Source organism: Arthrobacter sp. K410C (assembly GCF_059090105.1).
Map to the genome: position 1 here is coordinate 108,326 of NZ_JBNHFJ010000005.1, position 26,811 is coordinate 135,136.

A 26,811-nucleotide genomic window follows, 5' to 3' on the forward strand; every position below is an offset into this window, starting at 1 on the left:
GCACCTCCGAAATCCGGAGGGCGGGCCCGGCGGCGGAGCAACCACGCACGCCCGCTCACTTGCTGCGCGACTATTCCGGACGCTCGCTCACTTCCTTCAAGAAAGTGAGCGGGCGTTTCTGGTTTAGGCACATCATCTGAGCGGGCGTCCCTGCTTTAAGCGGGTCAAGTGAGAGGGCGTCCTGGGAGGGGAGAAAGAACGACGACGGCGGGACCTCGCTACCGGCCTTTCGGCACCTTCCGCACGGAGAGCGTGGTCCCAAAGCAGAAGGCCAGCACCGAGGCCAGAATGACCAGCAGCGCCGGAGTCCAGGAACCCGAAACGTCGTGGACGAAACCCAGCAGGGGCGGCGCCACGGCGGCGAGCGCGTAGCCCAGGCCCTGGACCGTGGCGGACATCTTGCCCGCGGAGGCCTGGTCGCGTGCCAGCCGGATGATGGCGATGAAGATGACCGTGATGCCTCCGCCCTGGGCGATGCCGCCGAAGACGGACCACAGCCACCACAGCTGTGGCGCCAGCAGCAGCCCCACCGGAACGGTCAGCCATAAGGCACCCACGGTGACCGCCACCGCCGTCGGGCCCCAATATTTGGCGGCAAACGGGACGCCCAGCGCGCCCACGATGGCGAGGATCTGGAAGATGGAGGAGGCGGCGCCGGCCTCGGCCACGGACATGCCAAGCTCGTCGTGCAGGTAGCTGGGGAGCCACGCGGTGACGCCGAAGTAGGAGAAGGCCTGGCCGCCGAATCCGGCCGTCAGTCCGGCGGTAATCCAGCCGAGTCCGCTGACGGGCGGCCGCCTGGTGTCAGTGCCGTCCGCGCCGGAAACCAGGAAGGCGTTGCGGGGCCCGACGGCAAGGGTCCAGACGACAATGGCCGCCACGGCCAGGACGGCCACCGCGCCCAGCGCAAACCGCCACCCGGCCAGGTCCGCGAGCGGTGCAGTCACCACGGAGGTGAGGAACGAGCCGACGTTCAGCGCCGCCGTGTAGATCCCCATCGCGGTTCCCTGCCGGGCCGGGGCAAAGTCCCGCCGGATGATCAGGGGCGCCGCAATGTTCCCCACGGTGATGGCGGCGCCGATCAGCACCGTTCCGGCCACCACCAGTGCCGGGCCGCCGGCCGAGCGGACCAGGACGCCTGCCAGGACCCCGAGGATGGTCAGCGTCACCGCGAATTCGGCACCGAACTTCCTCGCCGCGAGGGAAGCCAGCGGCGCGGCCAGCGAGAAGCAGAGGACGGGGATGCTGGTCAGAAGCCCCAGCATGACCGGTGAAAATGCCAGTTCTGCCTGCATCAGCCCGACCACCGGGGCGACCGCCACGAAGGGGCCCCGCAGATTCAAGGCGAGGAGACCGATGCAGGCGAGCAGGATCCAGCTGGCGGGAATGCGGGCGAGGGACCGGCCGCTCATGCGGCAAAGTGCTGGGTAACCGGGGGTTTCATCACTCCCATTGCTATCACGCCCCACCGGTGCGGGGTTTCGGGCCGTGCCGAGGGCGCCCTGCCATACGATGAACATCACGCCAGGAAATTCGGGATTAAGGACACCGCCATGCAGCACCGCCTTGCCATCCTTGACGACTACCAGGACGTGGCGCACGGCTTCGCGGACTGGGCAGCGCTTGAAGCCGAGGGCGTCTCCGTTACCACGTTCCGGGAGCCCTTTGCCTCGCGCGACGCCCTGGTCTCGGCGCTGGCTGACGTGAGCATTGTGGTTGCCATGCGTGAGCGGACGGCATTCCCGCGTGAGGTGTTCGAGAAACTGCCGGCCCTCCAGCTCCTGGTGACCACGGGGATGGCCAACGCGTCCATTGACGTTGCCGCCGCCACGGACCACGGGGTAACGGTGTGCGGCACGCCCGGCTCGCCCACCGCCGCCCCCGAACTGACGTGGGCCCTGCTGCTCGCCGCCGCACGGCACCTGCCGGCGGAGGAAAACTCGCTGCGGGCCGGAACCTGGCAGTCAACCGTGGGGTTTGAGCTGGCCGGCAAAACCCTGGGCATTGTGGGGCTGGGGAAGATCGGGCGCCGGGTGGCCGGGTACGGGCGGGCGTTCGGGATGGACGTCGTGGCGTGGAGCCAGAACCTCACCGCCGGGGCGGCGGAAGAGGCCGGGGCGCGACTGGTGTCCAAGGAAGAGCTTTTCCGCGCCTCGGATGTGGTGACGCTCCATCTGCGGTTGTCCCCGCGCTCCGAGAAAACGGTTGGAGAAGCGGAACTGCGGCTGCTGGGCCCCGAGGGGATCCTGGTGAACACCGCCCGCGGTCCGCTGGTGGACCAGGATGCATTGATCCGGGCGCTCAGCCAGGGCTGGATCCGCGGTGCGGCCCTGGACGTGTTCGACGAGGAACCGCTGCCCGCGGGGCATCCGCTGCTGGCTGCCCCCAACACCGCCCTCTCGCCACACCTTGGGTACGTCACCCAGGAGAGCTACCGGGAGTTTTACGGCGGAGCGTTCGAGGATGTGACCGCCTGGCTGGCCGGCTCCCCCGTCCGCACCATCAGCGGCTGACGCTGAAGTACCTCGTACGACGAGGGCCGGGCGGGGATCCACACCTCGACGCTGTCGGTGCCGCGGGAGGCCAAGCGGTTCCGGCGTATCCTGCCAGCCAGCAGACGGGCCGCTCATCGACGTGCTGATGGCGCCGTAGCCGCTGCTCAGCCGGCAGCGGCTGTTCCGGCAAGCGTTGCCTCGATGGCCACCGGCGAGAGAACGTACTCGGTGACCATCCGGCTGGCACCCAATATTGCCGCCTGGTCGCCGGCGATTGAGACGGCGATCCGCAAGTGCGAGGTGGCCAGTGGCTGCGACCGCCGGTACACCACTTCCCGGATGCCGGCCACCAGGTGTTCCCCTGACACAGCGATGCTGCCGCCCACCACAACCACAGACGGATTGAGGAGGTTCACCACTGTGGCCAGCACCTCACCGACATCCCGGCCCGCCTGGCGCAGGGCCTGGATGGCCTGTAGGTTGCCGTCCGAGGCGAGCCGGAGGACATCAGAGCCCTTTGCCGCATCCAGCCCCTGTTCCCGCAAAGCGCGGGCAATGGCGGGGCCTGACGCCAGGGCTTCGAGGCAGCCATAATTCCCGCACGCGCATTGCACGTCTACGCCCCTCGCCAGCTGGACATGTCCCAGGTCTCCGGCCGTGCCGTTGGCGCCGCGCTGCAGTTCGCCGCTGCTGATAATTCCGGAGCCAATGCCCGTGGCCACCTTCACGAAAAAGAAGTTGCCATGCTCCGGCCAATGGGCGGTCCGCTCCCCCAAGGCCATGATGTTCACATCGTTGTCCACCAGTACAGGGACGCGGAGGGACTGCTGCACGTAGCCAACCACGTCGAAGCCGTCCCAACCCGGCATGATGGGAGGCTTTACCGGCTTTCCGGTATCGTGCTCCACCGGACCGGGCAGGCCGATGCCCACGCCCGCAAGCCCGCCGGCCTTCGGCCCTGCCGAGGCGAGCAGTTTCCTGCCCTGCCCCACCACCTGGTCCAGCACGGCTTCCGGGCCGTCCGACACCTGCCGGGCCAACCGTTGTTCGGCGAGGATCTTCCCGTCCAGGTCGGTGACGGCCACGATCACGTGGCTTGCCCCGACGTCGACGGCCAGGACCACGCGCGACGAGGGGTTGAAGGCAAAGCGCGACGGCGGCCTGCCGCCACTTGAGCTCGCCTCACCGGCGGGCCCAACCAGGCCGGACAGCATCAACGCTTCGATCCGGGATGCCACGGTGGAACGTGCAAGGCCGGTGCTTCCGGCAAGCTCAGCCCTGGTGCGTGCCTTGCCGTCCCGCAAAAGCTGGAAGAGGTCTCCGGCCCGCCCCTGGGACGCCGGGTACTCGAGGAGGGCAGCCCCTTCTCCATGGCTTTTGGTCATCAACCATAGATAACACGGCCACTTCGTGCTGTCACGTCAACAACTTTTGCTTGACGTCCGTCAAAAGTCCTTCTAGCTTTGCACTAGACCGCCCCGCCGCTTTTTATGCCGAATGCCCGCCACTAACGCCAGGAGCACCATGTCCTACGCACTACAGCTGTACACCGTCCGCGACGCAATCTCGAAGGACTTGCCGGGCACCATCAGAAGGGTTGCCGGGATCGGTTTTTCCCAGGTGGAGCCGTACAACTTCGTTGCCACCGCCAAGGAACTTCGCGCCGCCCTCAAGGAGAACGGCCTCACCGCGCCCTCCGGCCACGCACCGCTGCTGAGCCAGGACCAGGACGAAATCTTCGCAGCGGCCAGGGACCTCGGCATCCGAACGGTCATCGAACCCTACATTCCGGCGGAGCGGTGGCAGAAAGAGGCGGACATCCAGGAAACAGCAGCGCAGCTGAACGCCGCCGCCAGGAAAGGCGCGGAATACGGTGTTCGGGTGGGCTACCACAACCACGCCTGGGAGCTGGAGTCCATCATCGACGGCAGGACCGCACTGGAATACTTCGCGGACCTGCTCGATCCGGAACTGGTCCTGGAGGTGGACACCTACTGGGTGGCAGTCGGCGGCCAAGACCCGGTGGAGATCCTCACCAAACTCGGGGACCGGGTGAAATTCATCCACATCAAGGACGGACCCCTGACCACGGACACCAAGGCCCAGCAGCCCGCCGGGCAGGGGAAGGTCCCGGTCATAGATGTGATCGCCGCCGCAAAGTCCCTGGAGGTGGGCGTGGTGGAGTTCGACGACTACTCCGGCGACATCTTCGAAGGCATTAATGAAAGCCTGTCGTTCCTGCTGGCATCGGGCGAAGGGATCAAGGCATGAGCATCCCCGCAACCGCAGCCTCTTCCCGCCGGGGTCCGGTGGGTGTCGGCGTCATAGGCGCCGGCAACATCAGCAAGCAGTACCTGGACAACCTCACGGTTTTCCCGGACCTTAAAGTCCACGTCATCGCGGACTTGTTCGAGGAGGCCGCCGAGGCCCGGGCCAGGGAATACGGCATCCCCGAGTGGGGCGGCGTGGAGAAGGCGCTGAACCACCCCGGCGTCGAAATCATCGTCAACCTCACCATCCCGGCGGCCCACGTCGAGGTGGCAACGGCAGCCGTGAACGCAGGCAAGCACGTCTGGACCGAAAAGCCCATCAGCCTGGACCGGGACTCCGGGCTGGGCCTGCTCAAGGCCGCCGACGCTGCCGGGATCCGGCTCGGCTGCGCGCCCGACACGTTCCTGGGCGCCGGCCTGCAGACCGCACTCCGGCTGATCCAGCGCGGCGACATCGGCACCCCGTTGACCGCGATGACCACGTTCCAGACCCCGGGCCCGGAGTCCTGGCACCCCAACCCGGCCTTCCTCTTCCAGTCCGGGGCAGGCCCGCTGTTCGACATGGGCCCCTACTACCTCACCACCCTGGTCCAGGCCTTCGGCTCCATCCGCAAAGTTGCCGCCGTCGGTTCCAAGGCCAAGGAGGTCCGCGTCATCGGCTCCGGCCCGAAAGCCGGCGAGGAGTTCAGCGTGGAGGTGCCCACCCACGTCTCGGCCATGGCCCAGTTCGAGTCCGGCGCCTCCTCGCACAGCGTTTTCTCCTTCGAATCCCCCCGGGCCCGGATGGGGTTCGTTGAAATCACCGGTACCGAGGCCACCATCTCTTTGCCGGACCCCAACAACTTCGACGGCGACTCCAGGCTCTGGCGCGCCGGTGACGAGGACTGGACCACCATCCCGGCCACCGGTCCGGCCAACGGCCGTGGCATGGGAGTGCTGGACATGGCCCGCTCCCTCCGCGCCGGCATCCCCCACCGCGCCACCGGGCAGCTGGCGTACCACGTCCTGGACAGCATGGTCTCCATCTCCGAATCCATCGAATCCGGCACCTTTGTCGACGTCGAAAGCTCCGCCCCCACGTCCGCTCCCCTGCCCGAGGACTGGGCACCGGAAACCCAGACCCTTGGCGGCACCGCATGAGCCAGGCGTCAGGGACCATGGATCCAGGCACAAAGGGTCCGCTGGGCATCGCCGCCATCGGCTATGCCTTCATGGGGAAGGCCCACTCCAACGCTTGGCGGAACGTTGCCAGTTTCTTCGACGTCCCGGCAATCGAGCAGAAGGTCCTGGTGGGCCGGGATGCAGGGCAGGTGGCGGAGGCGGCCGCGAAGTACGGCTGGGAAGAGGCCGCCACGGACTGGCGCGACGTCATTGCCCGGGACGACATCCATATCGTTGACATCTGCGCACCGGGCTGGATGCACGCTGAGATCGCCATCGCTGCACTCGAGGCAGGCAAGCACGTCCTGGTCGAGAAGCCCCTTGCCAACACACTCGCCGAAGCCGAGGCCATGACCGCGGCTGCGGTGGCCGCACGCGCCCGGGGTGTGCAGTCGATGGTCGGCTTCAACTACCGGCGCGTGCCCGCCCTGGCCCTGGCCAGGGAACTCATCGCCGAAGGCCGGGTGGGCGCGGTACGGCACGTCCGTGCCGCCTACCTCCAGGACTGGCTGACCGATGAGAAGGCACCCATGACCTGGCGGCTCCGTAAGGAGACCGCAGGGTCCGGGGCCCTCGGTGACATCGCCTCCCACGCAGTGGACCAGGTCCTCTTCCTGCTGGGCGGCCAGGTCACCGAGGTCATTGGCCGGCTGCAGACCTTCGTGGATCGCCGCCCGGGCCCGGACGGCCCGGAGGACGTAACGGTCGACGACGCCGCCTGGGCAACGCTGACCCTCGCCTCCGGAGCCATCGCCTCGGTGGAGGCTTCCCGGGTGGCCACCGGTCAGAAGAACAGCTTGAAGATCGAAATCTACGGGGACAAAGGCAGCATCCACTTCGACCTGGAAAACCTGAACGAACTTGGCTTTCTTGACGCCACCGCCCCGGCACGCGAACAGGGCCTCCGGCGGATCCTGGTCAGCGAACCGGACCACCCCTACCTGGACGCGTGGTGGCCGCAGGGCCACATCATCGGCTGGGAGCACACCTTCACCCACCAGATCCGCGACTTCCTCACCGCCATCCAGGAGGGAACCCAGCCCTCGCCGTCGTTCGAGGAAGGGCTGAATGTCCAGTACATCCTCAACGCCGTGGAGGAATCCGCCGCCGCGAAAAGTGCCCTCGTCCATGTTCCCGCCAGAACCTCCGAAGGAGCCTGACATGCCCCGCCCATTCACCCTGTTCACCGGCCAGTGGGCCGACCTGCCCTTCGAGGAAGTCGCAAAACTGGCTTCCGGCTGGGGCTACGACGGCCTCGAAATCGCCGTCTCAGGCGACCACCTTGATGCCTGGCGCTGGGACGAACCCGGCTACGTCGCATCCAAGCTCGAGGTCCTGGACAAGTACAACCTCAAGGTCTGGGCCATCTCCAACCACCTCACCGGCCAGGCCGTCTGCGACGACCCCATCGACTTCCGCCACCAGGGCATCGTCCGGTCCAAAGTCTGGGGCGATGGCGATCCCGAGGGCGTCCGCACCCGCGCCGCCGAGGAAATGAAACACACCGCCCGGCTGGCCAAGGCACTGGACGTGGACACCGTGGTCGGCTTCACCGGCTCCTCTATCTGGCAGTTCGTAGCCATGTTCCCGCCCGTCCCGGAAAAGGTGATCGACGCCGGCTACCAGGACTTCGCAGACCGCTGGAACCCCATCCTGGACGTCTTTGACGAATGCGGCGTCCGCTTCGCCCACGAAGTCCACCCGTCCGAGATCGCCTACGACTACTGGACCACCGTCCGCACCCTCGAAGCGATCGGCCACCGCCCCGCGTTCGGGCTGAACTGGGACCCGTCCCACATGATGTGGCAGGGCATCGACCCCGTCTCCTTCATCTGGGACTTCAAGGACCGGATCTACCACGTGGACTGCAAGGACACCAAGATCCGCCAGACCGGCCGGAACACCGTCATGGGCTCCCACCTGGCCTGGGGCGACCCGCGCCGCGGCTGGGACTTCGTCTCCGCCGGCCGCGGCGACGTCCCCTGGGAAGCCTCCTTCCGCGCCCTCGCCGCGATCGGCTACGACGGCCCCATCAGCGTGGAATGGGAAGACGCCGGCATGGACCGCCTCCACGGCGCCCCCGAAGCCCTCGCCAACCTCAAGAAGTTCGACTTCCCCGCCTCCACGGCATCCTTCGACGCCGCCTTCAGCAGCAAGGACTAGGGCCGTGACGAACCACAGCAGCGGCACTTCCGACGGCCGGCTCCGCTGGGGAATCCTTGGCACCGGCTTCATCGCCGACCTGCAGGTCCGCGACCTCCTGGACAACGGGTTCGCGGTCCAGGCCGTGGGCTCCCGATCCGTGGAAACGAGCCGGGCGTTCGCGGCGCAGTTTGGCATTCCCACAGCCCACGGCAGCTACGAGGACCTGGCGGCCGACCCGGACGTCGACGTGGTGTACGTTGCCACTCCCCACGTGTTCCACCACGAAAACGCCCTGCTGGCCCTGAACGCGGGAAAGCACGTGCTGGTGGAAAAGGCATTCACCATCAACGCCCGGCAGGCACAGGAGATCGTGGACGTTGCCGCCGGAAAGGGACTGGTGGCGCTGGAGGCGATGTGGACCCGCTTCCTGCCTCACATGGCGCGGCTGCGCGATATCGTGGCCGACGGGACCCTCGGCGAGATCCGCAAGGTGGTGGCGAGCCACAACCAGGACCTTCCCAAGGACCCCGCGCACCGGCTCAATGATCCGGCCCTGGGCGGCGGCGCCCTCCTGGACCTGGGCATCTACCCCATCGCCTTTGCCTTCGACGTCCTCGGCGCACCGCAGCGGATCCTCGCGAGCGCTGCCATGACCGCAACAGGGGTGGACCGGCAGACGGCGGCCATCTTCGAGTATGCGGACGGGCAGCAGGCGATCGTTGACTGCGCGCTGGACACGGCGGGGAACAACCGGGCAGCCGTGATCGGAACCGGCGGCTGGGTAGAAATTGATTCCGTTTGGTACAACCCCACCCCGTTCACCCAGTACGACGTTTCGGGAAACATCGTGGAGCGCTTCGACGAACCCGTGCAGGGCCGGGGCATGCAGTACCAGGCCGCGGAACTGGAACGGCTCGTCAGCGACGGGCTGACCGCGGGCAGCCTGCTGCCGCCCGGGGAGAGCGTGGCCATCATGGCCGCCATGGACGAGATCCGGCGCCAGATCGGGCTCATCTACGACGCCGACCGGCAGCCTTAGGATAGGGCACCGTGAGCCACACCATCCGCAGGGCAACAACGGACGACGCCGGGGCGCTGGCTGCGCTGGCGGCGGTCACCTTTCCACTGGCCTGCCCGCCGTCGTCGTCACCCGAAGATATTTCGGCCCACCTGGCCAATACGCTCAGTGAGCGTCACTTCCGGGGCTACCTCGCCGACCCGGACATCATCATCCTGGTTCTGGACTCCGGAGGCCCGCTCGACGGGTACAGCCTGCTGGTCAACCGCCCGGCGGCTGACCCGGAGGTGGCCTCCGCGCTCACCCTGCTGCCGTCCGTGGAGCTCAGCAAGTGTTATGTCCACCCCGGGCACCATGGCCTGGGCGCGGCAGCCGAGCTGATGCACGCCAGCCTCCAGGCCGCCGCTGCCGCCGGCGGGGCCGGGGCCTGGCTGGGCGTCAACAGCCAGAACGCCAGGGCCATCCGCTTCTATGAGAAGTCAGGGTTCCGCAAGGTGGGCACCAAATCCTTCCAGCTGGGCAGCACCGTGGAACACGACTTCGTGCTGGAGCGCGAGGTCCCCTAGTTCCTCAGGTAGCCCTCCGGCGGGTAGGCCAGGGGCGGGCGGGGAACCGGCAGCAGCTTCACGCCCGGCGGCAGCCCGTCGATGCTGCCGTCAATCCCGCGGGCCTTGATGGTGATCCGGGACGTGTCCAGCAGCACGTTCTCGGCCCGGAACTCGCCCACGGATTCCGGCAGGATCGGCGACAGATGCACTACTCCACGGGTGTAGACGGGATCGAAGCGGAGCAGCACGCGGGCCAGCTGCACCGGCGCAGCCGCAGCCCAGGCCTGCGGCGAGCACGCAGTGGGATAGGGCACCGGCCCCGGGAACTCGCCCCGGTCAAAGCCGCAGAAGAGTTCGGGCAACCGGCCATCGAAGTGCTCAGCGGCGTCGAAAATCCCCTCGGCCACCCGTTTGGCCTCTTCCACGAAGCCGTAGCGCATCAGTCCGGTGGCAACCAACGCGGTGTCATGGGGCCAGACGGAGCCGTTGTGGTAGCTGACAGGGTTGTATGCCCCCATGTCGGAGGCCAGCGTCCGGATCCCCCAGCCGGTGAACATCTGCGGCGACATCAGGTGTTCGGCAACGGACGCCGCCTTGTCCTCGTCCACGATCCCGGTCCAGAGGCAGTGGCCCATGTTGGAGGTGCAGGCGTCCACTTGGCGCTTGTCCTTGTCCAGTGCCACGGCAAAGTATCCCTTGTCCGGCAGCCAGAACTTCTCGTTGAAGGCAGCTTTCAGCTCGGCTGCACGCTCCGCCCAGTGGTTTTCCAGCGCCACGTCCCCGTCCCAGCGGGCAAGCAGTGACCGGCCAATGTAGGCGGCGTAGACGTAGGCCTGGACTTCGCACAGTGCGATGGGGGCTTCCGCCATGATGCCGTTTGCGAAATTGATGCCGTCCCAGGAGTCTTTCCAGCCCTGGTTGGCCAGGCCGTGGTCATTGGGCCTGCAGTACTCCACAAACCCGTCGCCGTCCCGGTCTCCGTACTTCTCAATCCAATCCAGTGCCCGGTCCGCATGCGGCAGCAGCGGCCGGATGACATCGCGGGAGAGCCCCCAGCGGCTCAGTTCGCCCAAAAGGGCAACGAAGAGCGGGGTGGCATCGGCCGTTCCGTAATAGGCGGTGCCGCCCAGGGACAGTCCGGCGGTTACGCCAAGCCTGACCTCGTGGGGGATGCGTCCGGGTTCCTCCTCGGAGTCCGGGTCAACCTTCTTCCCCTGGATCCCCGCCAGGGTCTGGAGTGTGCCTGCGGCCAGGTTGGGGTTGACCAGCAGGCTCATGTAGGACGACAGCAGGGAGTCCCTGCCGAACAGGGCCATGAACCAGGGGGCGCCGGCGGCAACTGCCGCGCGTTCCGGATGGTGGGCGTCGAAGATGCGCAGTGCACCCAGGTCCCGCTGGCTCCGGTTGAGCAGTTCCTGCAGCTTGACGTCCTCGATGCTGAGCCGCGGTACGCCTTCTTCCCAGTCCAGGTGCCGGCGGACGCCCTCGCGGTGGTGCGGCAACTGCCCGTCGCGGAATGGTTTCTCAGGCGGCAACCCGTTCACCAGCGGCACAACGATGATGCTGACGGCCCATTTGCCCCGGGCCGGGATGGTGGCCCGGAAACGGAGCCCGTCGGTGCTGACGTCCGCGCCTTTGGCACCGACCACCGTTCCGCGCTGCTGGCCGTGCCGGGTGGCTTCGATGACCAGCCGGCCGTCCACCACTTCCCGGGTCGCGTCGTCAATGCCGGTGGTCCGTGCACCCTTCACGTCGAAGAGGTCGGCCTGGTCCGCAGCCACCAGGAGCTCGATGTCGCATTCCACCGGTTCGGCAGCAAAGTTCTCCAGCGTGATGTCGTCCTGGAGTCCCGGCCCGATGTGGCGGATCTGCCGGACCACCAAGGGGCTGTCAAACCGGCCGCCGGGCCAGGTTGCCCTGCCCACGAAGGTTGCTTCGAAAGGATGCGGCCGCTGCGCCACCAGGGGTTCGCGAAGGGCGCCGTTGATGCGCAGGACCCAGGCGGAAATGATGCGGGTGTCCTGGAAGAACACGCCGTTCGCGCTGCCGTCGGGGCTGATATCACCGCTTCCGGACGAGATGCAGAACGACGAGCCTTCCAGGATAGTTACGGAGCCGGAGCCGGACACGGATGCCTCATTGTCTTCGTTCCAGGCGGTCATGGAAGGACTCCCTATCTCCAGCGGCGGGTGCTGCCGGGACCGGTTGCCCGCCCGCCCTTAACGATTCTGGTGCAGCCTGATCGCATCCGGAACCCCCGCCAGCACCTTCCCTTCGAGAAGCTCTGTGAAAAGCATCAGGTGTTCGGCCACCATGCGTTCCATGCTGAACCGGTCCACAACAGCCTGGCGGCACTGGTCCCTGCTGATTTCTGCCGCGGCTTCCACGAACCCGGCCAAGTCGCGAGTGGGCCCCAGAAAACCGGTGCGGCCATGCTCAATGATTTCAGGGGCGGAACCAATCGGCGTACCAATCACCGGCGTGCCGGTCGCCAGAGCCTCGATCATCACCAGCCCGAATGGCTCCGGCCATTGGATCGGGTTGAGGAACGCCAGCGCCTCGCCCATCAGTTTGAACTTGGAGTCGTCGTTGACTTCCCCCACAAACTCCTCGTTCGGCCCGAGCATGGGTTCGATGACGTCCTGGAAGTAGCGGATCTCGTCCTGCTCCCGCATCTTCACTGCGATCTTAAGCGGCATTCCGGCCTGACGGGCAATCGTGATGGCTTCCACCAGTCCTTTGTCCGGGCAGGCTCGTCCCACAAAGCACAGGTAGTTACCCTGACCGCTGCCCACCGGCACAACCCCGACCTCCATGCCATGGTGTATCACACGTGTGACGGGGAGAGCGGGTGCGTGTGAGGTTTGGTCCCGGGAGATGGCGATAATGGAAGCGCGCTGGGCTATGGCCCTGTAGATATCCACCGCCTGACTGTGAAGCGGCCCGTGGATGGTGGTAACCAGTGGAATCCCGGCCGGCCGGTGCATGTACAGCGGACCTGCCAGCGTATGGTCGTGAATGATGTCCACGTCCTGCAGGCCCTCGTAGGCCCTGATCACGTGGCTGAGCTCGGAAATAGTAAGGCCCATATCCTCCCGGGCTGCCGGCTGCATCCCGGCGACCAGAGGAGCGGGGCAGGTGCTGTCCGACGGGGCAGCCAGCAGGACCTCATGCCCGGCTGCCGTGAAGCCCCTGGCCAGGGTGTCCACAACCCTTTCCGTGCCCCCGTATGCCGGCGGGGGAACCGGAATCCACGGCCCTGCAACAAGTCCAATCCGCATTCCTGGCCTCCAGGTGATGTGGCCGGGCTTCCCAGCTAAACCAGGCAGTTAGTGAGCACCGCGGGGACGCTCTAGCTATCCACCCGGCGGTGTTTGTACTATCGACGGCCTCTGCATGACCTACATCAGACTATTGCCCACGATCCGTCCTGCCACAAGACCTACTGTGGGGTATCTAACACGGCGGCACGGAATGGCTGGCACCGCCGGCTGGTTGTTCCGGGCATGAAGATTGAGATCTGGTCCGATGTCGCATGCCCTTGGTGTTTCATCGGCAAGCGCCGTTTCGAAGCCGCCCTGGCTGCCTTCCCCCACCGCGGCGCAGTGGAGGTCACGTGGCGGAGCTACCAGCTGGACCCCACCCTTCCGGAGCACTATGACGGCACGGAGCAGGAGTACCTGAGCACCCGCAAGGGCATCGCGCCGGAGCAGGTTTCGCAGATGTTCGACCATGTTGCGCAGCAGGCCAGGGGCGAGGGACTGGACTACCACTTCGACAAGGTGGTGGTGGCCAACAGTTTCGCGGCGCACCGCCTGATCCACCTCGCTGCCGCCCACGGCCGGCAGGATGAAGCCAAGGAGCGCCTGCTCAGCGACCATTTCGAGCACGGCAAGGACATCGGCAGCCGGGAGTACCTGGCAACGCTGGGCAAGGACCTGGGCATCCCCGCCGGCGAACTGGAGGAACTGTTCACCACGGACAAGTACGCCGACGACGTCCGCTTCGATATCCAGGAGGCACGGTCCCTGGGCATCAGCGGTGTCCCGTTCTTCGTCATCGACCGGAAGTTCGGCCTCTCCGGGGCCCAGCCCACAGCGACTTTCACGGCGGCGCTCAACCAGGCCTGGCAGGATGCCAACCCGCTGGTGCTTGTGAACTCCGGCGAAGGCGATGCATGCGGCCCGGACGGCTGCACGGTCTGAATCTGGGCACGTCCGGCACCAAGTTTACTGACACACAGCGGTAAAGTGTCTGTATGCCAAGGATTTCAGCGGCCAGCAACGCCGAGCAGCGGGCGGATACCCAGCGCCGCATCCTGACGGCCTTCGGTGAACTCCTCTTCTCGCACGGGCTCCCCGGCCTGACCATGACAGACGTGGCCCGGCACGCCGGCGTGGGGCGGACCGCCGTCTACAACTACTACGCGGACATCGAGGAACTGCTGATCTCGTACGCCCTTGACGAGACGGAGAAGTTCCTCACGGAACTGCGCGACGCCCTGGACCGGCTGGACAACCCAGTGGAACGGCTCGCTCTGTACGTGCGCGCCCAGGTGGTGGACCTCTCCCGCCGCCACCTGCCCCCGGGACCCGCTATGGGCGCCGTGCTGTCGCCGTCGTCCTTTGCAAAACTGGCCGACCATGTTGGCGAGCTGAGTGTGCTGCTGCAGGGCATCCTGCGCGACGGGATGGCACAGGGCTACCTGCCGGTGGCGGACATCGGGCAGCAGGCGCAGCTGATCCTGGGAACGCTCTCCTCCAGCGCAGCCCGGGGCAGCGACGAACCGGCGGAACTGGAGGCGTGCGTGGCCAGGACGGTGCGATTCATCCAGCTGGGCGCCGGGGCAAGGTTCGACGACGAAGGCCACCCGGTCCGGATCGCCCCACTGCCCGCCGTGGCCGGCTAAGTACCGGAAAGCGGAAGCTCAGGAAGCCGCGGTTCAGGAGGCCGGTGCGGCCGACGGCATGACCGGCCACCTGTCATCATCGGCAACGCGGCGGCTTTCCCGGGGGCAGCTGAGCTTTCCGGGCGTCTGGTCCACGAGGTCGGCCGGGGCCAGCGCCGTGTAATCCTGGGACAGAATCACATCCACGCTGCCGTCCGTCCTGCCGTCCTGGAAGTAGTCCGAACCCGGCAGGTTCCGCTGGACACTGAAAGCGGCCGCTTGTCCAGCTGCACCGGAGATCACTGCGGCTACACCCCGGTAGTCTGGGTCGACGTTGCCCACATCCCCCACCACGAACTTTCGCGCCAGGAACTCGTCCGCCACGGACCGGGCAAGGCCCGGCCTGCTGGTGGAGTTGTAGACATTCAGGTTGATCTGTTCCGGCAGTGTGTAGTCGAAAGTGGCCGCGGGGCATGTGGAGGCTTTTTCCTCGGCCGGTTCAGCCGTGGGTATGGTGAACCGGCCGTTGATGATCGCCAGGGCAGTGATGATGCCCGCGGCGATCACGCCAATGAGGAGCACCAGCACAATGCCGTGGAGCACCCTGCGACGCACCCTGGCCGTATCGTCCGCGTCCCGGGCCGCCGCGCCGAAGGTGGCCCGCAGTTCCGGGCCGCTCACCACGTGGTGGCCGTGCAGGATGCTGGCATCCTGCACCTTCCTCTTCCTAGCCATCAAGCACCAGGACCCGGGCATGGATCGCGGTGCGCTGGTGCAGTGCCGTCCGGACGGCCCGGTGCAGGCCGTCCTCCAGGTACAGGGTCCCCTGGTACTGCACCACGTGCGGAAAGAGGTCGCCGAAGAAAGTGGAGTCCTCGGCCAGCAGGGCCTCCAGGTCAAGGGTGCGCTTGGTAGTCACCAGTTCGTCCAGCCGCACCGGCCGCGGCGGCAGCGACGCCCACTCCTTGGGCGTGCTGTAACCATGGTCGGGGTAAGGGCGGCCCTCGCCCACAGCTTTGAATATCACCCTGCAACCCTAGGCATCCCGGCAAGCTGAGCGAAAGTGCCAGGCCGTGCCGCCGGCCGGTTGTAGCCAAACAGTGACCATGTCACAGCCGGTGATCTTCGACTGCCGGTTCAGGAACTGCCCGGCGCTGCTGAAAGAATGGGCCCCATGACAGCTTCCGAGTCCCCCGCCATGCCCGTGCCCGGTGTCCACGCGCCGTCCACCCCACCCCTGGCGCTCCTGCTCGACGTTGACGGCCCGGTGGCGAGTCCGCTCACGCGCGACGTCAAACCGGAGATCATCAGCGACCTGGTGGCGCTCGCCACCGCCGGTATCCCCGTTATCTTCAACACGGGCCGCTCGGACGCTTTCATTCGTGAACAGGTCATGGCACCCATGATCGAGGCCGGAATCCCCAGCGGCACCATCATCCACGCAGTCTGCGAAAAGGGTGCCGTCTGGTTCAGCTACACCTCGGCCGGTCCCGGCCCCATCCACGTGGACCGTGAGCTCGCCGTACCCGCGGCCTACGGGGACGACGTCCGCCGGCTGGTGGCCGAGGACTACGCGGCGCACATGTTCTTCGACGAGACCAAGCGGGCCATGGTGTCCGTGGAGCAGCACATCGAGGTCCCCGGCGCCGAGTACCTCGCGGAACAAAAGCTCTTCGACGCCGATGCCATGGACCTGATGGCACGGCACGGGCTGGGCGTGGTCCGGCTGGACCACCATGCCCCGAATTCCGACGACGAGGTGGACTACCGCGTGGATCCCACCATCATCTCCACGGACATCGAGTCCGTTCGCCTGGGCAAGGACCTCGGTGCCAGCCGGGCGGTGGAACTGCTGGCCGCGCAGGGCATCACCCCTGAGGCCTGGCGGACAGTGGGCGATTCCCGCACGGACTATGCGATGGCGGACTGGCTGCACCACAACGACCACGCAGTGAAGCACGTGGACGTCCGTCCCGCCGATGGTGTTCCGGCCAAGCCGTACGAGGTCCTCACTGCGGCCGACCTCGGGCTTGAGGCCACGGTCATCCATGACGACGCCGGCGGCGCTTTCCTGCGGAGCTGGCGGGAGGCGCTGGGCGTCTAGGGCCGTGGCCGGTGGCCGGCCGGAACCTGCCGTTTCCCGGGCGGGGCTATCATGCAGGTAGGAACGCATAATTCACCAGCACGGAGATAACCATTACAGAAGCACCGGTTCAGGACGAAATCTACTTCGGTGGCCAGGCGTCCGTAGAGGAACAATTTCACGAGGAGGCGACCTCCGCTGCTGCGGAGCGTCGCCTGAAGCACCGCCCCGACGTCATCAGGCACAAGGGCCGCTATGCCCTGATCAACTACAACAGGACCCACTACCAGGCCATGGTGGAGGACCTGCTGTTTCTGCGGAACGTCCTCGCGGATTCCGGCCTGGCCTACCTGCTGGTCCGCGGCAACAATGACCGCCCGGTCATAGCCCTGGACTGGAGGGACAGGAAGAAGCTGCGCGCCGCCCTGGTGGAGGCCTGCCGGGACGAGCCCTTCTACTCCATGACGGTGGATGCCAAAAAGAAGACCGCCGTCCTCGTAGCCGACGGCGAGCTTTCAACCAGCCGCCAGGCACGCATCTTCCGGTTGTACCGGCCGCGGGTTGAACCTGGGGGCGGCTTTGATTTCGGTGCCTCCGCCGGCGTGCAGATCGAGCTCTGGTCCTTCGAGGGCGAGGAGATCATCCTTCCCATCGAGAACTCCCTGACGCGCCGGACCCTGCTGCGCCAGGACGCGGTCCGTGGGACCGTTGAGCGCTACGGGCACACCTGGCCCACCATCGAGAACATGTTCGCGGACCACGCCAGCGACATCAGCTTCGACATCGACCTGGTGTTCTCCTGGGTGGACGGCAGTTCCCCGGAGTACATTGCCGCCCGGCGCGCCCAGCAGAAGGGCCATGTCCTGGGCGAGGGCGACGACCATGAGGCACGCTTCCGGCAGATCAATGAACTCAAGTACGCACTGCGGTCCGTGTACATGTTTGCGCCGTGGATCCGCCGCATCTTCATCGCCACGGACTCCCCGGCCCCGGCGTGGCTGGCGGACCATCCCTCCGTGACGATCGTCCGGAGCGAGGAGTTCTTCAGCGATCCGTCGGTGCTGCCCACGCACAACTCGCAGGCTGTGGAATGCCAGCTGCACCACATTGAGGGGCTCTCGGAGCACTTCCTCTACTCCAACGACGACATGTTCTTTGGCAGGCCCGTCAGCCCGGACCTGTTCTTCACCCCGGGCGGGATCACCAAGTTCATTGAGGCGGAAACCCGCATCGGCCTGGGCGAGAACGCTGCCGAGCGCAGCGGCTTCGAGAACGCCGCCCGGGTTAACCGCAAGCTGCTGTGGAACCGGTTCGGCCGGATCACCACGCGGCACCTGGAGCACTGTGCTGCACCGCTCCGGCGGAGCGTGGTGGCCACCATGGAAGAGGAGTTCCCCGAGGAGTTCCGGAAGACTGCGGCCAGCCGGTTCCGTGCCGCGGACAACATCTCCGTCACGAACTCCTTTTACCACTACTACGCGCTGCTGACCGGCCGTGCAGTCACCCAGACGGCCGCAAAGGTCCGCTACGTGGATACCACCATGCGCGCAGGCCTGACTTACCTTCCCAAGCTGCTGGCCAAGCGGAACATGGACTTCTTCTGCCTCAATGACGGCAGCTTCCCCGAGGTGGATGCTGACGAGCGGGCCGAAGTGGTGACCGACTTCCTGGAGAAGTACTTCCCTGTCAAGGCGCCCTGGGAGAAGTAGCATCCCAGACGCCCAACACGGCGGCAAAAGCAGGAGGCCGGTCCAGACGGGACCGGCCTCCTGCTTTTGCTTTTTTAGCTATTGGAAGGCACGCCCAGCCGGGACCCGCTGCGCTGCTTGGTGGTCTCGGGAATCCGGACCCCTGCTGCCTCGAGCCGCCTCGCGGTCTCTTCGGGGGGCACGTACTCGCCCACCGTCGTCGACCTGCCCAGCGGAACCACCGAGTGGACAATGGTGTGCTCATAGACGTGCACCAGGTTGAAGGCCTGCCCGCCGTCCTGCCCGCGGGTGCCGCCCACCGGGACGTTGAGGTCCTGGGTGTAGCAACTTGCCGAGGCCACCGAGACAGGGATGCCGGCAAACGTTGCCGTAGTGGAGTAATGCAGGTGGCCGGCCAGGATGGTCCGGACGTCCGAGTTGCGCACCACGGCCGCCAGCGAGGTCTGATCCCGCAGTTCCACCAGCACTGAGAGGTCCAGGACCGACGGGACCGGCGGATGGTGCAGTGCCAGGATGGTGCCGTCAGGAGCGGGGGTCACCAGTTCGCGGGCCAGCCACTCCAGCTGCGACCCGCTCAGCTCGCCGTGATGGAACCCGGGAACCGAGGTGTCCAGGGTGATGACGCGCAGGCCGTTGATGAAGTAGCTGTGGTCCACGGGGGCATCGTTGCCTGGCTGGTCCAGCAGGCCCTTCCGGAAGTTCGCCCGGTTGTCGTGGTTGCCCATGGCCCAGATAACCTGCGAACCCATCTCCTGACATGCGGGCTCTGCGATGGCGCGCAGCTTCCGGTACGCCTCGGGATGGCCTTTGTCAGCGAGGTCACCGGTGAAAATGACAGCCTCAGGCCGCGCCCCGGACGCCTTGACCTCGTCAAAGAGTTGGATGAGGCGGGCTTCGCTGTCAACAACGCCGTACAGGGGATCCGGACCCCCCAACAGGTGGGGATCGCTCAAGTGGAGTAGGAAGTGGCGTGGCCGGGGATGTTCGGCCTCGATGTGCTCCATTGCTACCTCTGTGGTCGGTGGGAAGCCGCTCTTCCCTTGTACCCTTCAGTAATATTTATCCAACCAGACATTTGGCAAACTTTGGGCAAATCGCCGTAGCCGATGTGGAAAAAGATAAAAGAACTGCGCTTCTGCGCACTTTCTTCGCCCCGGGGCCGGTCAATCGCCCATAGCCTTCCCGATCGCATCGATAATCACCGCCGAGTCCGGTTCAACAGTGGGCGCAAACCGGTCCACCACCTCGCCGTCGCGGTTCACCAGGAACTTCTCGAAGTTCCATTTCACCAGCCCCGGCAGCAGTCCGGTCTTGAACTTGGTGAGCTCCGCATACAGCGGGTGCTGGCCTTTGCCGCGCACCCGGGCCTTCTCCGTCAGAGGAAAGGTCACGCTGGTCAAACCGTGTACGGGTGGCGCCTCGAATTCTCCCGCAGGCCTGCCCGGCCCTACGGGGTTGATGTCGCGGTTTGCTCCGGCGTCGCTGTTTCCACCGTTGCGGGCTCGGTGGTTGAAGGTGCCGGCTCAACCGGAACCGGCACCGGTTCGGTTGGCGTCGGCTCAATCGGGGCTGGCGCCGGTTCAACCGGTGTCGGCACAGGTTCGGTTGGCGTCGGCTCAATGGGGGCTGGCGCCGGCTCAACCGGAACCGGCACAGGTTCAGTCGGCACCGGCTCAACCGGCAATGGCGCAGGCTCAATAGGGGCCGGCTCAACCGGAGCAGGCGCAGGCTCAGTCGGCGCCGGCTGCACAGGTGTCGGCGCAGGCTCCGTCGGTGGTGCGGTTGGCTCAACGGGGACTGGCGAAGGCTCGCTCGGGGAGGGCAGAGGCTCAGTTGGCGACGGCGGAGGCTCGGTAGGTGACGGCGCAGGCTCAGTCGGCGAAGCCGACGGCTCGGTCGGCGAGGGCGACGGCTCGGTCGGCGAGGGTGACGGCTCAGTGGGGGACGTCGTCGGCCCGCTTGGGGACGCTGACGGATCGGTGGCAGACGGTGAGGGATCGGTGGCAGACAGTGAGGGCTGGGTGGACGACGGCGATGAAGCGCTGGGCGACGGCGACGAGCCAGTGGGCGAAGACTTCGCCGCGACGAATTGCGTCGTCGGCGAACCTGCCTCTGCTGTGTGCAATTTCGGTTCGGTGTCCTTGATTCCAGGGAGAGTCCAGTTGAGCCATTCAGCCGGTGAACCAGAGCCCGGGGTATATGACAACGACTCCTCCAAGCCATCACCAGCGAGCGCCGCAAGGCCCACGAACTGCCACTTCAAGGGGCTTATGTGCCAGCCATTCAATATGGTTTCAAAGTGTAGATGGCAGCCGGTTGACCATCCTGTGCTGCCCACCCGCCCAACAACCTGGCCCACCTGCACCGTATCGCCCCTGCGGACGGTCACCGATTCGAGGTGGTTATACGTGGTCACCAGGCCATTGCCGTGGTCAATTTCCACCCGGTTGCCACCGCCCCAAGGGTGCCAGCCCGCTGCCCGGACGACGCCCGAATCTGCAGCATAAACCCTGGTTCCGCAGGGGGCAGCATAATCCTGTCCCAGATGGAAGTCACCGGCCGTCCCGGTCAATGGACTGATCCGGAACCCGAAGGGTGAGCTGGGATTCAAGAACTCCAGGGGTGCCATGAGGTATCCGGCAGCAGGCCTTCCAACCCCTTTAAAGCCAACTGCCACCGGCACCGGTCCTTCCGGCCCTGAACCGCCCACCACCGGCCGCGGAAACGGCACCACAGCCGGTGGGCTCCCGGGTATGGAATGCGGCAGGGAGTCAAGGTCCAAGCCTTCCGCTCCCCGGAGCACCACCCCCGCGGGCTCGGCGGCCTGCCTTCCAGGACCGGGAGTGGCCCGCTTCCCGACCGGATCCGGAAGGCGTTCCGCAGGGGTCTCGGAAATTGACGACAACAGCTGCGCCTCATGCCCGTCGGACAGATTCAGGACGGAGAAGGAAACGGCCAACGCGCCGGCAGCCGTCAGGACGCGGACTGTGGGAGGGCGCGTACCCGGGGGTTTTTTGCCCGCACCGGATCCCCGATTCTTACCCATGGATCGACTCCCGGAGATGTCCCACCCGCACGCTGTCTTGACGGTAGACCCATGTGACCATACGGCCGGTGCCCTGTGAACCCCGAACAATGAAATAGGGGGTTTTTGCCGATTATCTTCGGAGTCTTACCCAAGGCAGCCGCGGTGGCTTGCAGTGGGCAACAATGGGATATGCGCAATTTCCTCCGGAAATGGCAGGACGAACTCAAGAAGACGTTCACGGGAAAGTCGGACGCCCCGCCGGACTGGGCACTGCGGTTGTCAGAGGGAGACGACCCCGGCTACCATCTCCCGGGTTCCGCGGTGTGGGCGGTGCATGGTTCCATGTCCCCCATCGTGGCCGGAATACGGACTCTGCTAATGCAGTCCCTGCACCCGGGCGCCTTGGCGGGGGTCCACGAACACTCGAATTTCCGGGACGATCCGCTGGGCCGGCTGGCCCATACCATCCGCTGGATCTTCACCGTGACGTATGGCTCCAGGGCCGCTGCCGAGGAGGCTTCGCGCAAGGTCCGCCGCCTGCATGAACCGGTGCAGGGCAGCTACAGCGACAACCTGGGGACACTGCGCAGCTACAGTGCCAACGATCCGGAACTGGCCGCATGGATCCATATCGCCTTCACTGATGCCTTCCTGACGGCCCACAAAATCTGGGGCGGCAGCATCCCCGGCGGACCTGACGCATACGTCAGGGAGTGGGCACAGGCCGGCAGGTTGATGGGCGTGGACAATCCGCCGCTGACCGAAGCGGAGATGCGGCATCAACTGGACCGCTGGTACGAGAGCAACGAACTGCGTGTGGACGCTCGGGTGGCTGAAACCGTGGACTTCATCCGCAACGCACCGCTGCATCCGATGCTGCGCCCCGGCTACCGCATCCTGTTCGCCGGTGCGGTGTACAGCCTGGAGCCAAGGTACCGGGAGATGCTCGCGCTGGAAGTACCCCGGCTGGGCCCGTTCCCCCTTCCGGTAAGGCTGGCCACCAAGGCCGTCCTCGGCGTCGTCCGCCTGGCCCTGGGACGCAGGGGCCCAAGCGAAATGGCCGCCCGGGCCCGGCTGCGGCGGCTGGGGTGTCCGGAAGCCGATCTGTAACAGCTCGGCCAAGCCCTGCAATAGAGCGGATAAACGCAAGAACCCGGCCCCGCGGAGGCGGGACCGGGTTCTCGACCGGCGGAGAATGGGGGATTTGAACCCCCGAGGGCGTTAACCCAACACGCGTTCCAGGCGTGCGCCATAGGCCGCTAGGCGAATTCTCCAACTGCTTCTGAATCAAAAGCAGGTACTAGACTACCTGACGTTTTGCGCATCCCCCAAATTGGTGTCCGGAACGCTTCCGGCACCCAGCCAACCGGGGGAATCGTTCCGTGAATTCCAGGGGTTCCGCCTTAACCGGAAATGGACGCCCCCAACGCGCCCATTCCTCTGGTATGCCGTTGAGCTGCCGGGTCCGGCCCCGTTCAGCCAGGCCACACAGCTCACAATCTGGAGATTGCCCCAATCGGTGTACATACCCATGATCACGGGTGCCGGAGGGATAAGCAATGAAATCAGGGCAATCAGCGGAACTTGGGGCACAGTGGAACCATGACCGAGCTGCATGCCCTGGTGATCTACTCGCCCAGAACCCACACGGAAATGGTCCTGGCGGCCATCGGCAACGCCGGCGCAGGAAGGATCGGAAACTACTCCCACTGCTCCTTCACAACCCCCGGAACCGGCCGCTTCACCCCGGAAGCAGGCGCGCGCCCCTTCCTTGGCGAAAAGGGGATGCCGGAGGAGGTGGCGGAGGACCGGATCGAGTGCGTGGTCGAGGAACGGCTGCTGCCACAGGTCGTGGCCGCATTGCGCGCTGCCCACCCCTACGAAGAACCCGCATTCATGAGCTGGCGGGTGGAAAGCTGGCGGCCCGGGCCCGATTCGAACCGTGCCGGATGATCGGGTAAAGTATCTGACGGCCCCTCATGTGGCGTCATCCTGTTGAACTCCCCCAGGACCGGAAGGTAGCAAGGGTAGGCGGGCTCTGGCGGGTGCATGGGGGGTCTTTACTATTCCCCCACAGGGCGGCAGGATGTCGGCCCGGATTGGTAGGGTTTTCTCTGTGACAGTTACTACCGCCCTCTACCGCAGATACCGTCCCGACTCGTTCGCCGACGTCATCGGTCAGGAGCATGTCACCGAGCCGCTCATGACGGCTTTGCGGAAAAACCGCGTCAACCACGCCTACCTTTTTTCCGGTCCCAGGGGCTGCGGCAAGACCACTTCCGCCCGCATCCTGGCCCGCTGCCTTAATTGCGCCCAAGGCCCCACAGACACCCCTTGCGGTCAATGCCCCAGCTGTGTTGAACTGGCCCGCGGCGGCTCCGGCTCGCTGGATGTCATCGAGATCGACGCCGCCAGCCACGGCGGTGTTGACGATGCCCGTGACCTCCGTGAGCGGGCCACCTTTGCCCCTGTCCGGGACCGCTACAAGATCTTCATCATTGACGAGGCCCATATGGTCACGTCTGCAGGCTTCAACGCGCTGCTGAAAATCGTTGAAGAACCGCCGGAACACATCAAGTTCATCTTTGCCACCACCGAGCCGGACAAGGTCATCGGCACCATCCGCTCCCGCACGCACCACTATCCCTTCCGGCTGGTACCGCCCGAACCCCTGATGGCGTACCTGGAAATGCTGTGCAGCCAGGAGAATGTCCCCGTGGCCCCCGGGGTCCTGTCGCTGGTGATTCGTGCCGGAGGCGGGTCGGTCCGTGACTCGCTGTCCGTCCTGGACCAGTTGATGGCGGGGGCCGGTCCCAACGGGCTCGATTACGAACTCGCGGTGGCGTTGCTTGGCTACACCCACGCCTCGCTCCTGGATGACGTTGTGGAGGCCGTGGCCGCCTCCGATGCCGCCACCGTTTTCCGGGCAGTGGACCGCGTCATCCAGACCGGCCACGATCCCCGCCGTTTCGTTGAGGACCTGCTGGAGCGCTTCCGTGACCTGATCATCGTCAAGGCCATGCCGGAGAGCGCCCAGACCATCCTGCGCGGGATGCCCGCGGACCAGATTGCCAGGCTGCAGAACCAGGCGCACAACCTTGGTTCGGCAGAGCTGTCGCGGGCCGCGGACGTTACCAACACGGCACTCACGGAGATGACCGGGGCCACGTCCCCGCGACTGCACCTTGAGCTGCTCTGCGCTCGGATCCTGCTGCCCACATCCGACCAGAACGAACGCGGCCTGGCGGCCCGGATTGAGCGGGTTGAACGCCGCCTCAGCTACGCCGGGAACGACGTCGATGCTCCCGCCGCCGCAGGCGCAACCGGCACCCCCGCAGCCGCACCCGTTGCCGCCGCACCTGCCCCTGCCCCTGCCCCTGCCCCGAGCGTCGCACCACCGCCACGGCGCGAGGAGCCTCAGCCGGTCGCTACCGTCCAGCCGGCAGGGCCGGAATCCACTCCCATCGAACCGCGTCCTGCCGTTCCAGCATCCGGTGGCCAGGGATCTCCGGAAGCAGGTCCCAGGGCTCCCCTGACCCCTCCCCGCGTGAGCACCAACGACTGGCCGGTTGAAGGACCGGGCCAGCAATTGCCTCGAGACCAGGTGTCGGAACGCCCGGTACCCCGGGGCCCAGTGGCCGAACGGGCTGCGCCCGAACGCCCGACTCCTGTCCGGCCCGGGCCGGAGCGTCCGGCACCGGAAAGCCCGGCACTGGAAAGCCCGGCAGCGGACCGTGTTCCGGCAGCTGCCACAGCGGCTCCGCGCGACGCTGCTTCTCAAAAGACTGCCCCGGCCAATCCCCCTGCCATGGGCGACGTGGAGGTTCTGCGCCGCGCCTGGCCCGATGTGCTCCAGACGTTGTCCAGGATCAAGCGCAGCACCTGGGCACTTGTGGAGCCCAACGCCCAGGTCAGCGCTTTTGACGGTGCCGTCCTGACCCTGTCTTTTACCACCTCAGGTCTCGCCGGCGCTTTCGGGCGGGCCGACCATTCAGAGAACCTCCGCCAGGCCATCCACAAGACGGTGGGGATCGACTGCCAGATCAATGCAGTTGCCGGTGGCGCCAGCCAGACGAGCTCTGAACCAAACCCAAAAGCACCATCCCGTCAGGCGGCCGCCCCCACTTCAGCTGATGTGGCGTGGGGCCTGGCCCCCGCGCCTGCCCTGGCGCCTGCACCGGCAGCGGCAAAGCCTGCCGCGCAGGCGGCGGCTTCCGCTCCGGCGGTCGCTGAAGAGGGAACGCCCGTACCCCTGCCCACACGGCAACCGGCTCCCACGTCTTCCGTCCCGGTGACGGGAACCGGCAGCCCTGCACCCGGCCCCGTCAAACCGACATCCGGGCGGGGCAGCGCGGCCCCTGAGGCAAGCGGGCCTCAGGCAGTGGCGCCGTCCCGGCAGACTGCTGCCCGCGCTGGATCCGGCCAGAATTCCTACCCTCCGCTGGAGGGCGACTACTCGTACTCAGATGACGACTGGGGCCCGCCCCGGGATGAAGACGCTCCCCCGCTGGATGAAGAACCTCCGGCGGACTGGGAGCCTTCGGCTGCACATACGGGCAGCCGCACAGCTGCATCTGCAGCGGCAGCCAGCTCCGCCAGGGGACCGGGCACTGACGGAGGAACCAGCACCGAAGGAACCGGCACCGGCGGAACCCCTCCCCCCGGATCCCCCGTCCAGCTTGCCGCGGGAACGTCCCCTGCCGCCGCAGCGCCGGCATCCGCACACAAGGCGGCAGCGGATACACCCGTCCAGGATCCCTGGGCCCGGGCAGTGGAGCAGGCCCCGGGTGTGTGGGTGGTCGGAAATGAAAGCAACCTAGGACGCTTCCCCGCCTCCGCTGGGGAAACCCCATCAGGGCAGACGGCTGCTCCCCGCTACGAGCCGGCCACAGCCCAGGTTCCCCCGTCCATTCCGGTCTCCTCGGCGGGTGCAGCCAGCGAACCGGACTGGGGTCTTGCCACAGCTCCTGCCCACGCACCTGCAGACCAGGTACCGCCCATCCAGCAGGGGCGCGAATTTGGCGCGCCGTCCGCATCGGAGCCCGAAGCCGTCCGTGCACCGGAGTACGCGATGGCCGCTACTGCACCCGGCGCCGGCCCGGCCAACACCCTTGCCCCGGCGCGGCAGGCTCCTTCGGCTGCTCCCGCCGCCGTCCCGTCCAGGGCCGGCGCACCATCTCCTGCCGTTTCCCCTGCACCGGGAACCGGTAGCCGGCAAAGCCTGTACCAGCGGCTGTCCAACAGCCCCGAAGCTGAGGCCGGGCGGGCCAAGGCCCCGGCACGTGCAGCCGTGGCAGCGGCCACCTACGTCCAGGACATTCCGAGCGCCGACGATGAGACCATCGAGGAGTCCGGGGTGTTCGGCCGTGCAGCAGTGGAGCGTATTCTGGGCGGAAAGCTGATCGAGGAGCGCTCCGCGGACGGAAGCCCCCTCCCGCCCCGGTACTGACCCCGTTGTCCGGCGTG

At 66.4% G+C, this 26,811-nt stretch carries 22 protein-coding genes, 1 tRNA gene, 1 other RNA gene and 2 pseudogenes; 15 read left to right on the plus strand and 11 right to left on the minus strand.

Going from position 1 to position 26,811, the window contains the following annotated elements; genetic code table 11:
* Positions 1–218: 218 nt before the first annotated feature.
* Positions 219–1,412 carry an MFS transporter gene (locus AC5RU7_RS09975; protein ID WP_494052086.1) on the minus strand — a complete coding sequence of 398 codons (1,194 nt, stop codon included), beginning with the start codon at positions 1,410–1,412 and terminating at the stop codon, positions 219–221.
* Positions 1,413–1,553: 141 nt separating this feature from the next.
* Here AC5RU7_RS09975 and AC5RU7_RS09980 point away from each other — a divergent pair, with 141 nt between their 5' ends.
* Positions 1,554–2,513: a D-2-hydroxyacid dehydrogenase family protein gene (locus AC5RU7_RS09980; RefSeq protein ID WP_494052087.1), complete on the plus strand. Its 960-nt coding sequence runs from the start codon at positions 1,554–1,556 to the stop codon at positions 2,511–2,513.
* 146 nt (positions 2,514–2,659) lie between these two features.
* On the opposite strand, the gene AC5RU7_RS09985 is transcribed toward AC5RU7_RS09980, so the two are convergent.
* Positions 2,660–3,880 (minus strand): ROK family transcriptional regulator, encoded by a 1,221-nt coding sequence (locus tag AC5RU7_RS09985; protein WP_494052088.1) that lies wholly within the window; start codon positions 3,878–3,880, stop codon positions 2,660–2,662.
* Positions 3,881–4,019: 139 nt separating this feature from the next.
* Between AC5RU7_RS09985 and AC5RU7_RS09990 the strand changes: the two genes are divergently transcribed.
* Genes AC5RU7_RS09990 through AC5RU7_RS10015 form a run of 6 tightly spaced genes read left to right on the plus strand, consistent with a single transcriptional unit; the run spans position 4,020 to position 9,655 of the window.
* On the plus strand, positions 4,020–4,766 hold the full coding sequence (locus AC5RU7_RS09990) for a sugar phosphate isomerase/epimerase family protein (protein WP_494052089.1): 747 nt from the start codon (positions 4,020–4,022) through the stop codon (positions 4,764–4,766).
* Positions 4,763–5,905, plus strand: a complete 1,143-nt coding sequence (locus AC5RU7_RS09995; protein ID WP_494052090.1) for a Gfo/Idh/MocA family protein — start codon at positions 4,763–4,765, stop codon at positions 5,903–5,905. The genes AC5RU7_RS09990 and AC5RU7_RS09995 overlap by 4 nt, the downstream gene beginning before the upstream one ends.
* Before the next feature lie 17 nt (positions 5,906–5,922).
* Positions 5,923–7,086: a Gfo/Idh/MocA family protein gene (locus tag AC5RU7_RS10000; protein ID WP_494052091.1), complete on the plus strand. Its 1,164-nt coding sequence runs from the start codon at positions 5,923–5,925 to the stop codon at positions 7,084–7,086.
* 1 nt (position 7,087) lies between these two features.
* Entirely contained in the window at positions 7,088–8,089 is a 1,002-nt protein-coding gene (locus AC5RU7_RS10005; protein ID WP_494052092.1) for a sugar phosphate isomerase/epimerase family protein, read from the plus strand.
* A gap of 4 nt (positions 8,090–8,093) precedes the next feature.
* Positions 8,094–9,110, plus strand: a complete 1,017-nt coding sequence (locus tag AC5RU7_RS10010) for a Gfo/Idh/MocA family protein (protein ID WP_494052093.1) — start codon at positions 8,094–8,096, stop codon at positions 9,108–9,110.
* Positions 9,111–9,121: 11 nt separating this feature from the next.
* Complete coding sequence (locus AC5RU7_RS10015; RefSeq protein ID WP_494052094.1) at positions 9,122–9,655, plus strand: GNAT family N-acetyltransferase; 534 nt, start codon at positions 9,122–9,124, stop codon at positions 9,653–9,655.
* Here the strand turns inward: AC5RU7_RS10015 and AC5RU7_RS10020 are convergent.
* Together AC5RU7_RS10020 and AC5RU7_RS10025 are read right to left on the minus strand one after the other, a co-directional pair.
* Positions 9,652–11,799 carry an amylo-alpha-1,6-glucosidase gene (locus AC5RU7_RS10020; RefSeq protein WP_494052095.1) on the minus strand — a complete coding sequence of 716 codons (2,148 nt, stop codon included), beginning with the start codon at positions 11,797–11,799 and terminating at the stop codon, positions 9,652–9,654. The two genes, AC5RU7_RS10015 and AC5RU7_RS10020, sit on opposite strands and share 4 nt — an antisense overlap.
* Before the next feature lie 57 nt (positions 11,800–11,856).
* Positions 11,857–12,918, minus strand: a complete 1,062-nt coding sequence (locus AC5RU7_RS10025) for a glycosyltransferase family 4 protein (protein ID WP_494052096.1) — start codon at positions 12,916–12,918, stop codon at positions 11,857–11,859.
* A 225-nt stretch (positions 12,919–13,143) separates the two neighbouring features.
* Between AC5RU7_RS10025 and AC5RU7_RS10030 the strand changes: the two genes are divergently transcribed.
* Together AC5RU7_RS10030 and AC5RU7_RS10035 are read left to right on the plus strand one after the other, a co-directional pair.
* Positions 13,144–13,842: a DsbA family oxidoreductase gene (locus tag AC5RU7_RS10030; protein WP_494052097.1), complete on the plus strand. Its 699-nt coding sequence runs from the start codon at positions 13,144–13,146 to the stop codon at positions 13,840–13,842.
* A gap of 53 nt (positions 13,843–13,895) precedes the next feature.
* Positions 13,896–14,546 carry a TetR/AcrR family transcriptional regulator gene (locus AC5RU7_RS10035; RefSeq protein WP_494052098.1) on the plus strand — a complete coding sequence of 217 codons (651 nt, stop codon included), beginning with the start codon at positions 13,896–13,898 and terminating at the stop codon, positions 14,544–14,546.
* 33 nt (positions 14,547–14,579) lie between these two features.
* Here the strand turns inward: AC5RU7_RS10035 and AC5RU7_RS10040 are convergent, their stop codons facing one another.
* The gene (locus tag AC5RU7_RS10040; protein ID WP_494052099.1) at positions 14,580–15,260 is read right to left on the minus strand and encodes a LytR C-terminal domain-containing protein; all 681 of its coding nucleotides are present in this window, start codon (positions 15,258–15,260) and stop codon (positions 14,580–14,582) included.
* Entirely contained in the window at positions 15,253–15,552 is a 300-nt protein-coding gene (locus tag AC5RU7_RS10045) for a type II toxin-antitoxin system VapB family antitoxin (protein WP_009358464.1), read from the minus strand. The genes AC5RU7_RS10040 and AC5RU7_RS10045 overlap by 8 nt, the downstream gene beginning before the upstream one ends.
* Before the next feature lie 147 nt (positions 15,553–15,699).
* Here AC5RU7_RS10045 and AC5RU7_RS10050 point away from each other — a divergent pair, with 147 nt between their 5' ends.
* Together AC5RU7_RS10050 and AC5RU7_RS10055 are read left to right on the plus strand one after the other, a co-directional pair.
* A complete protein-coding gene (locus AC5RU7_RS10050; RefSeq protein WP_494052100.1) occupies positions 15,700–16,629 on the plus strand; it encodes a hypothetical protein in 930 nt (309 codons plus the stop codon).
* A gap of 272 nt (positions 16,630–16,901) precedes the next feature.
* The gene (locus AC5RU7_RS10055) at positions 16,902–18,317 is read left to right on the plus strand and encodes a stealth family protein (protein WP_494010845.1); all 1,416 of its coding nucleotides are present in this window, start codon (positions 16,902–16,904) and stop codon (positions 18,315–18,317) included.
* Between the two features lie 74 nt (positions 18,318–18,391).
* Here AC5RU7_RS10055 and AC5RU7_RS10060 read toward each other — a convergent pair whose 3' ends face one another.
* The 4 genes and pseudogenes from AC5RU7_RS10060 to AC5RU7_RS10075 all read right to left on the minus strand — a co-directional run.
* A complete protein-coding gene (locus AC5RU7_RS10060) occupies positions 18,392–19,321 on the minus strand; it encodes a phosphodiesterase (protein ID WP_494052101.1) in 930 nt (309 codons plus the stop codon).
* Between the two features lie 159 nt (positions 19,322–19,480).
* Positions 19,481–19,708: pseudogene (locus tag AC5RU7_RS10065) on the minus strand (glutathione peroxidase); the annotation flags it as partial.
* A gap of 543 nt (positions 19,709–20,251) precedes the next feature.
* Positions 20,252–20,488, minus strand: coding sequence for a hypothetical protein (locus tag AC5RU7_RS10070; RefSeq protein ID WP_494052207.1), 237 nt, complete (start codon positions 20,486–20,488; stop codon positions 20,252–20,254).
* A 104-nt stretch (positions 20,489–20,592) separates the two neighbouring features.
* A pseudogene (locus tag AC5RU7_RS10075) lies at positions 20,593–21,363 on the minus strand (M23 family metallopeptidase); the annotation flags it as partial.
* A gap of 171 nt (positions 21,364–21,534) precedes the next feature.
* Between AC5RU7_RS10075 and AC5RU7_RS10080 the strand changes: the two are divergent.
* Positions 21,535–22,455 (plus strand): oxygenase MpaB family protein, encoded by a 921-nt coding sequence (locus AC5RU7_RS10080; protein ID WP_494052102.1) that lies wholly within the window; start codon positions 21,535–21,537, stop codon positions 22,453–22,455.
* Positions 22,456–22,534: 79 nt separating this feature from the next.
* On the opposite strand, the gene AC5RU7_RS10085 is transcribed toward AC5RU7_RS10080, so the two are convergent.
* A tRNA-Ser gene (locus AC5RU7_RS10085) sits at positions 22,535–22,619 on the minus strand.
* Positions 22,620–22,947: 328 nt separating this feature from the next.
* Between AC5RU7_RS10085 and AC5RU7_RS10090 the strand changes: the two genes are divergently transcribed.
* The 3 genes from AC5RU7_RS10090 to AC5RU7_RS10100 all read left to right on the plus strand — a co-directional run bounded on the left by AC5RU7_RS10090 (position 22,948) and on the right by AC5RU7_RS10100 (position 26,794).
* Positions 22,948–23,298 carry a hypothetical protein gene (locus AC5RU7_RS10090; RefSeq protein ID WP_494052103.1) on the plus strand — a complete coding sequence of 117 codons (351 nt, stop codon included), beginning with the start codon at positions 22,948–22,950 and terminating at the stop codon, positions 23,296–23,298.
* A gap of 15 nt (positions 23,299–23,313) precedes the next feature.
* Positions 23,314–23,410, plus strand: an RNA gene (ffs, locus tag AC5RU7_RS10095) — signal recognition particle sRNA small type.
* A gap of 21 nt (positions 23,411–23,431) precedes the next feature.
* Positions 23,432–26,794, plus strand: coding sequence for a DNA polymerase III subunit gamma and tau (locus AC5RU7_RS10100; RefSeq protein WP_494052104.1), 3,363 nt, complete (start codon positions 23,432–23,434; stop codon positions 26,792–26,794).
* The last annotated feature ends 17 nt before the right edge of the window (positions 26,795–26,811 follow it).

Bases quoted from the DNA above. Each gene is read 5' to 3' on its own strand.
- AC5RU7_RS10020 (WP_494052095.1), bottom strand. From the start codon at position 11,799: ATGACCGCCTGGAACGAAGACAATGAGGCATCCGTGTCCGGCTCCGGC.
- AC5RU7_RS10030 (WP_494052097.1), top strand. From the start codon at position 13,144: ATGAAGATTGAGATCTGGTCCGATGTCGCATGCCCTTGGTGTTTCATC.
- AC5RU7_RS10100 (WP_494052104.1), top strand. From the start codon at position 23,432: ATGTCGGCCCGGATTGGTAGGGTTTTCTCTGTGACAGTTACTACCGCC.
- AC5RU7_RS10035 (WP_494052098.1), top strand. From the start codon at position 13,896: ATGCCAAGGATTTCAGCGGCCAGCAACGCCGAGCAGCGGGCGGATACC.
- AC5RU7_RS10060 (WP_494052101.1), bottom strand. From the start codon at position 19,321: ATGGAGCACATCGAGGCCGAACATCCCCGGCCACGCCACTTCCTACTC.
- AC5RU7_RS10055 (WP_494010845.1), top strand. From the start codon at position 16,902: ATGGTGGAGGACCTGCTGTTTCTGCGGAACGTCCTCGCGGATTCCGGC.
- AC5RU7_RS10090 (WP_494052103.1), top strand. From the start codon at position 22,948: ATGACCGAGCTGCATGCCCTGGTGATCTACTCGCCCAGAACCCACACG.
- AC5RU7_RS09990 (WP_494052089.1), top strand. From the start codon at position 4,020: ATGTCCTACGCACTACAGCTGTACACCGTCCGCGACGCAATCTCGAAG.
- AC5RU7_RS10080 (WP_494052102.1), top strand. From the start codon at position 21,535: ATGCGCAATTTCCTCCGGAAATGGCAGGACGAACTCAAGAAGACGTTC.
- AC5RU7_RS10070 (WP_494052207.1), bottom strand. From the start codon at position 20,488: ATGGCTCAACTGGACTCTCCCTGGAATCAAGGACACCGAACCGAAATT.
- AC5RU7_RS10025 (WP_494052096.1), bottom strand. From the start codon at position 12,918: ATGCGGATTGGACTTGTTGCAGGGCCGTGGATTCCGGTTCCCCCGCCG.
- AC5RU7_RS10000 (WP_494052091.1), top strand. From the start codon at position 5,923: ATGGATCCAGGCACAAAGGGTCCGCTGGGCATCGCCGCCATCGGCTAT.
- AC5RU7_RS10040 (WP_494052099.1), bottom strand. From the start codon at position 15,260: ATGGCTAGGAAGAGGAAGGTGCAGGATGCCAGCATCCTGCACGGCCAC.
- AC5RU7_RS09980 (WP_494052087.1), top strand. From the start codon at position 1,554: ATGCAGCACCGCCTTGCCATCCTTGACGACTACCAGGACGTGGCGCAC.
- AC5RU7_RS10005 (WP_494052092.1), top strand. From the start codon at position 7,088: ATGCCCCGCCCATTCACCCTGTTCACCGGCCAGTGGGCCGACCTGCCC.
- AC5RU7_RS10050 (WP_494052100.1), top strand. From the start codon at position 15,700: ATGACAGCTTCCGAGTCCCCCGCCATGCCCGTGCCCGGTGTCCACGCG.
- AC5RU7_RS09985 (WP_494052088.1), bottom strand. From the start codon at position 3,880: ATGACCAAAAGCCATGGAGAAGGGGCTGCCCTCCTCGAGTACCCGGCG.
- AC5RU7_RS09975 (WP_494052086.1), bottom strand. From the start codon at position 1,412: ATGAGCGGCCGGTCCCTCGCCCGCATTCCCGCCAGCTGGATCCTGCTC.
- AC5RU7_RS09995 (WP_494052090.1), top strand. From the start codon at position 4,763: ATGAGCATCCCCGCAACCGCAGCCTCTTCCCGCCGGGGTCCGGTGGGT.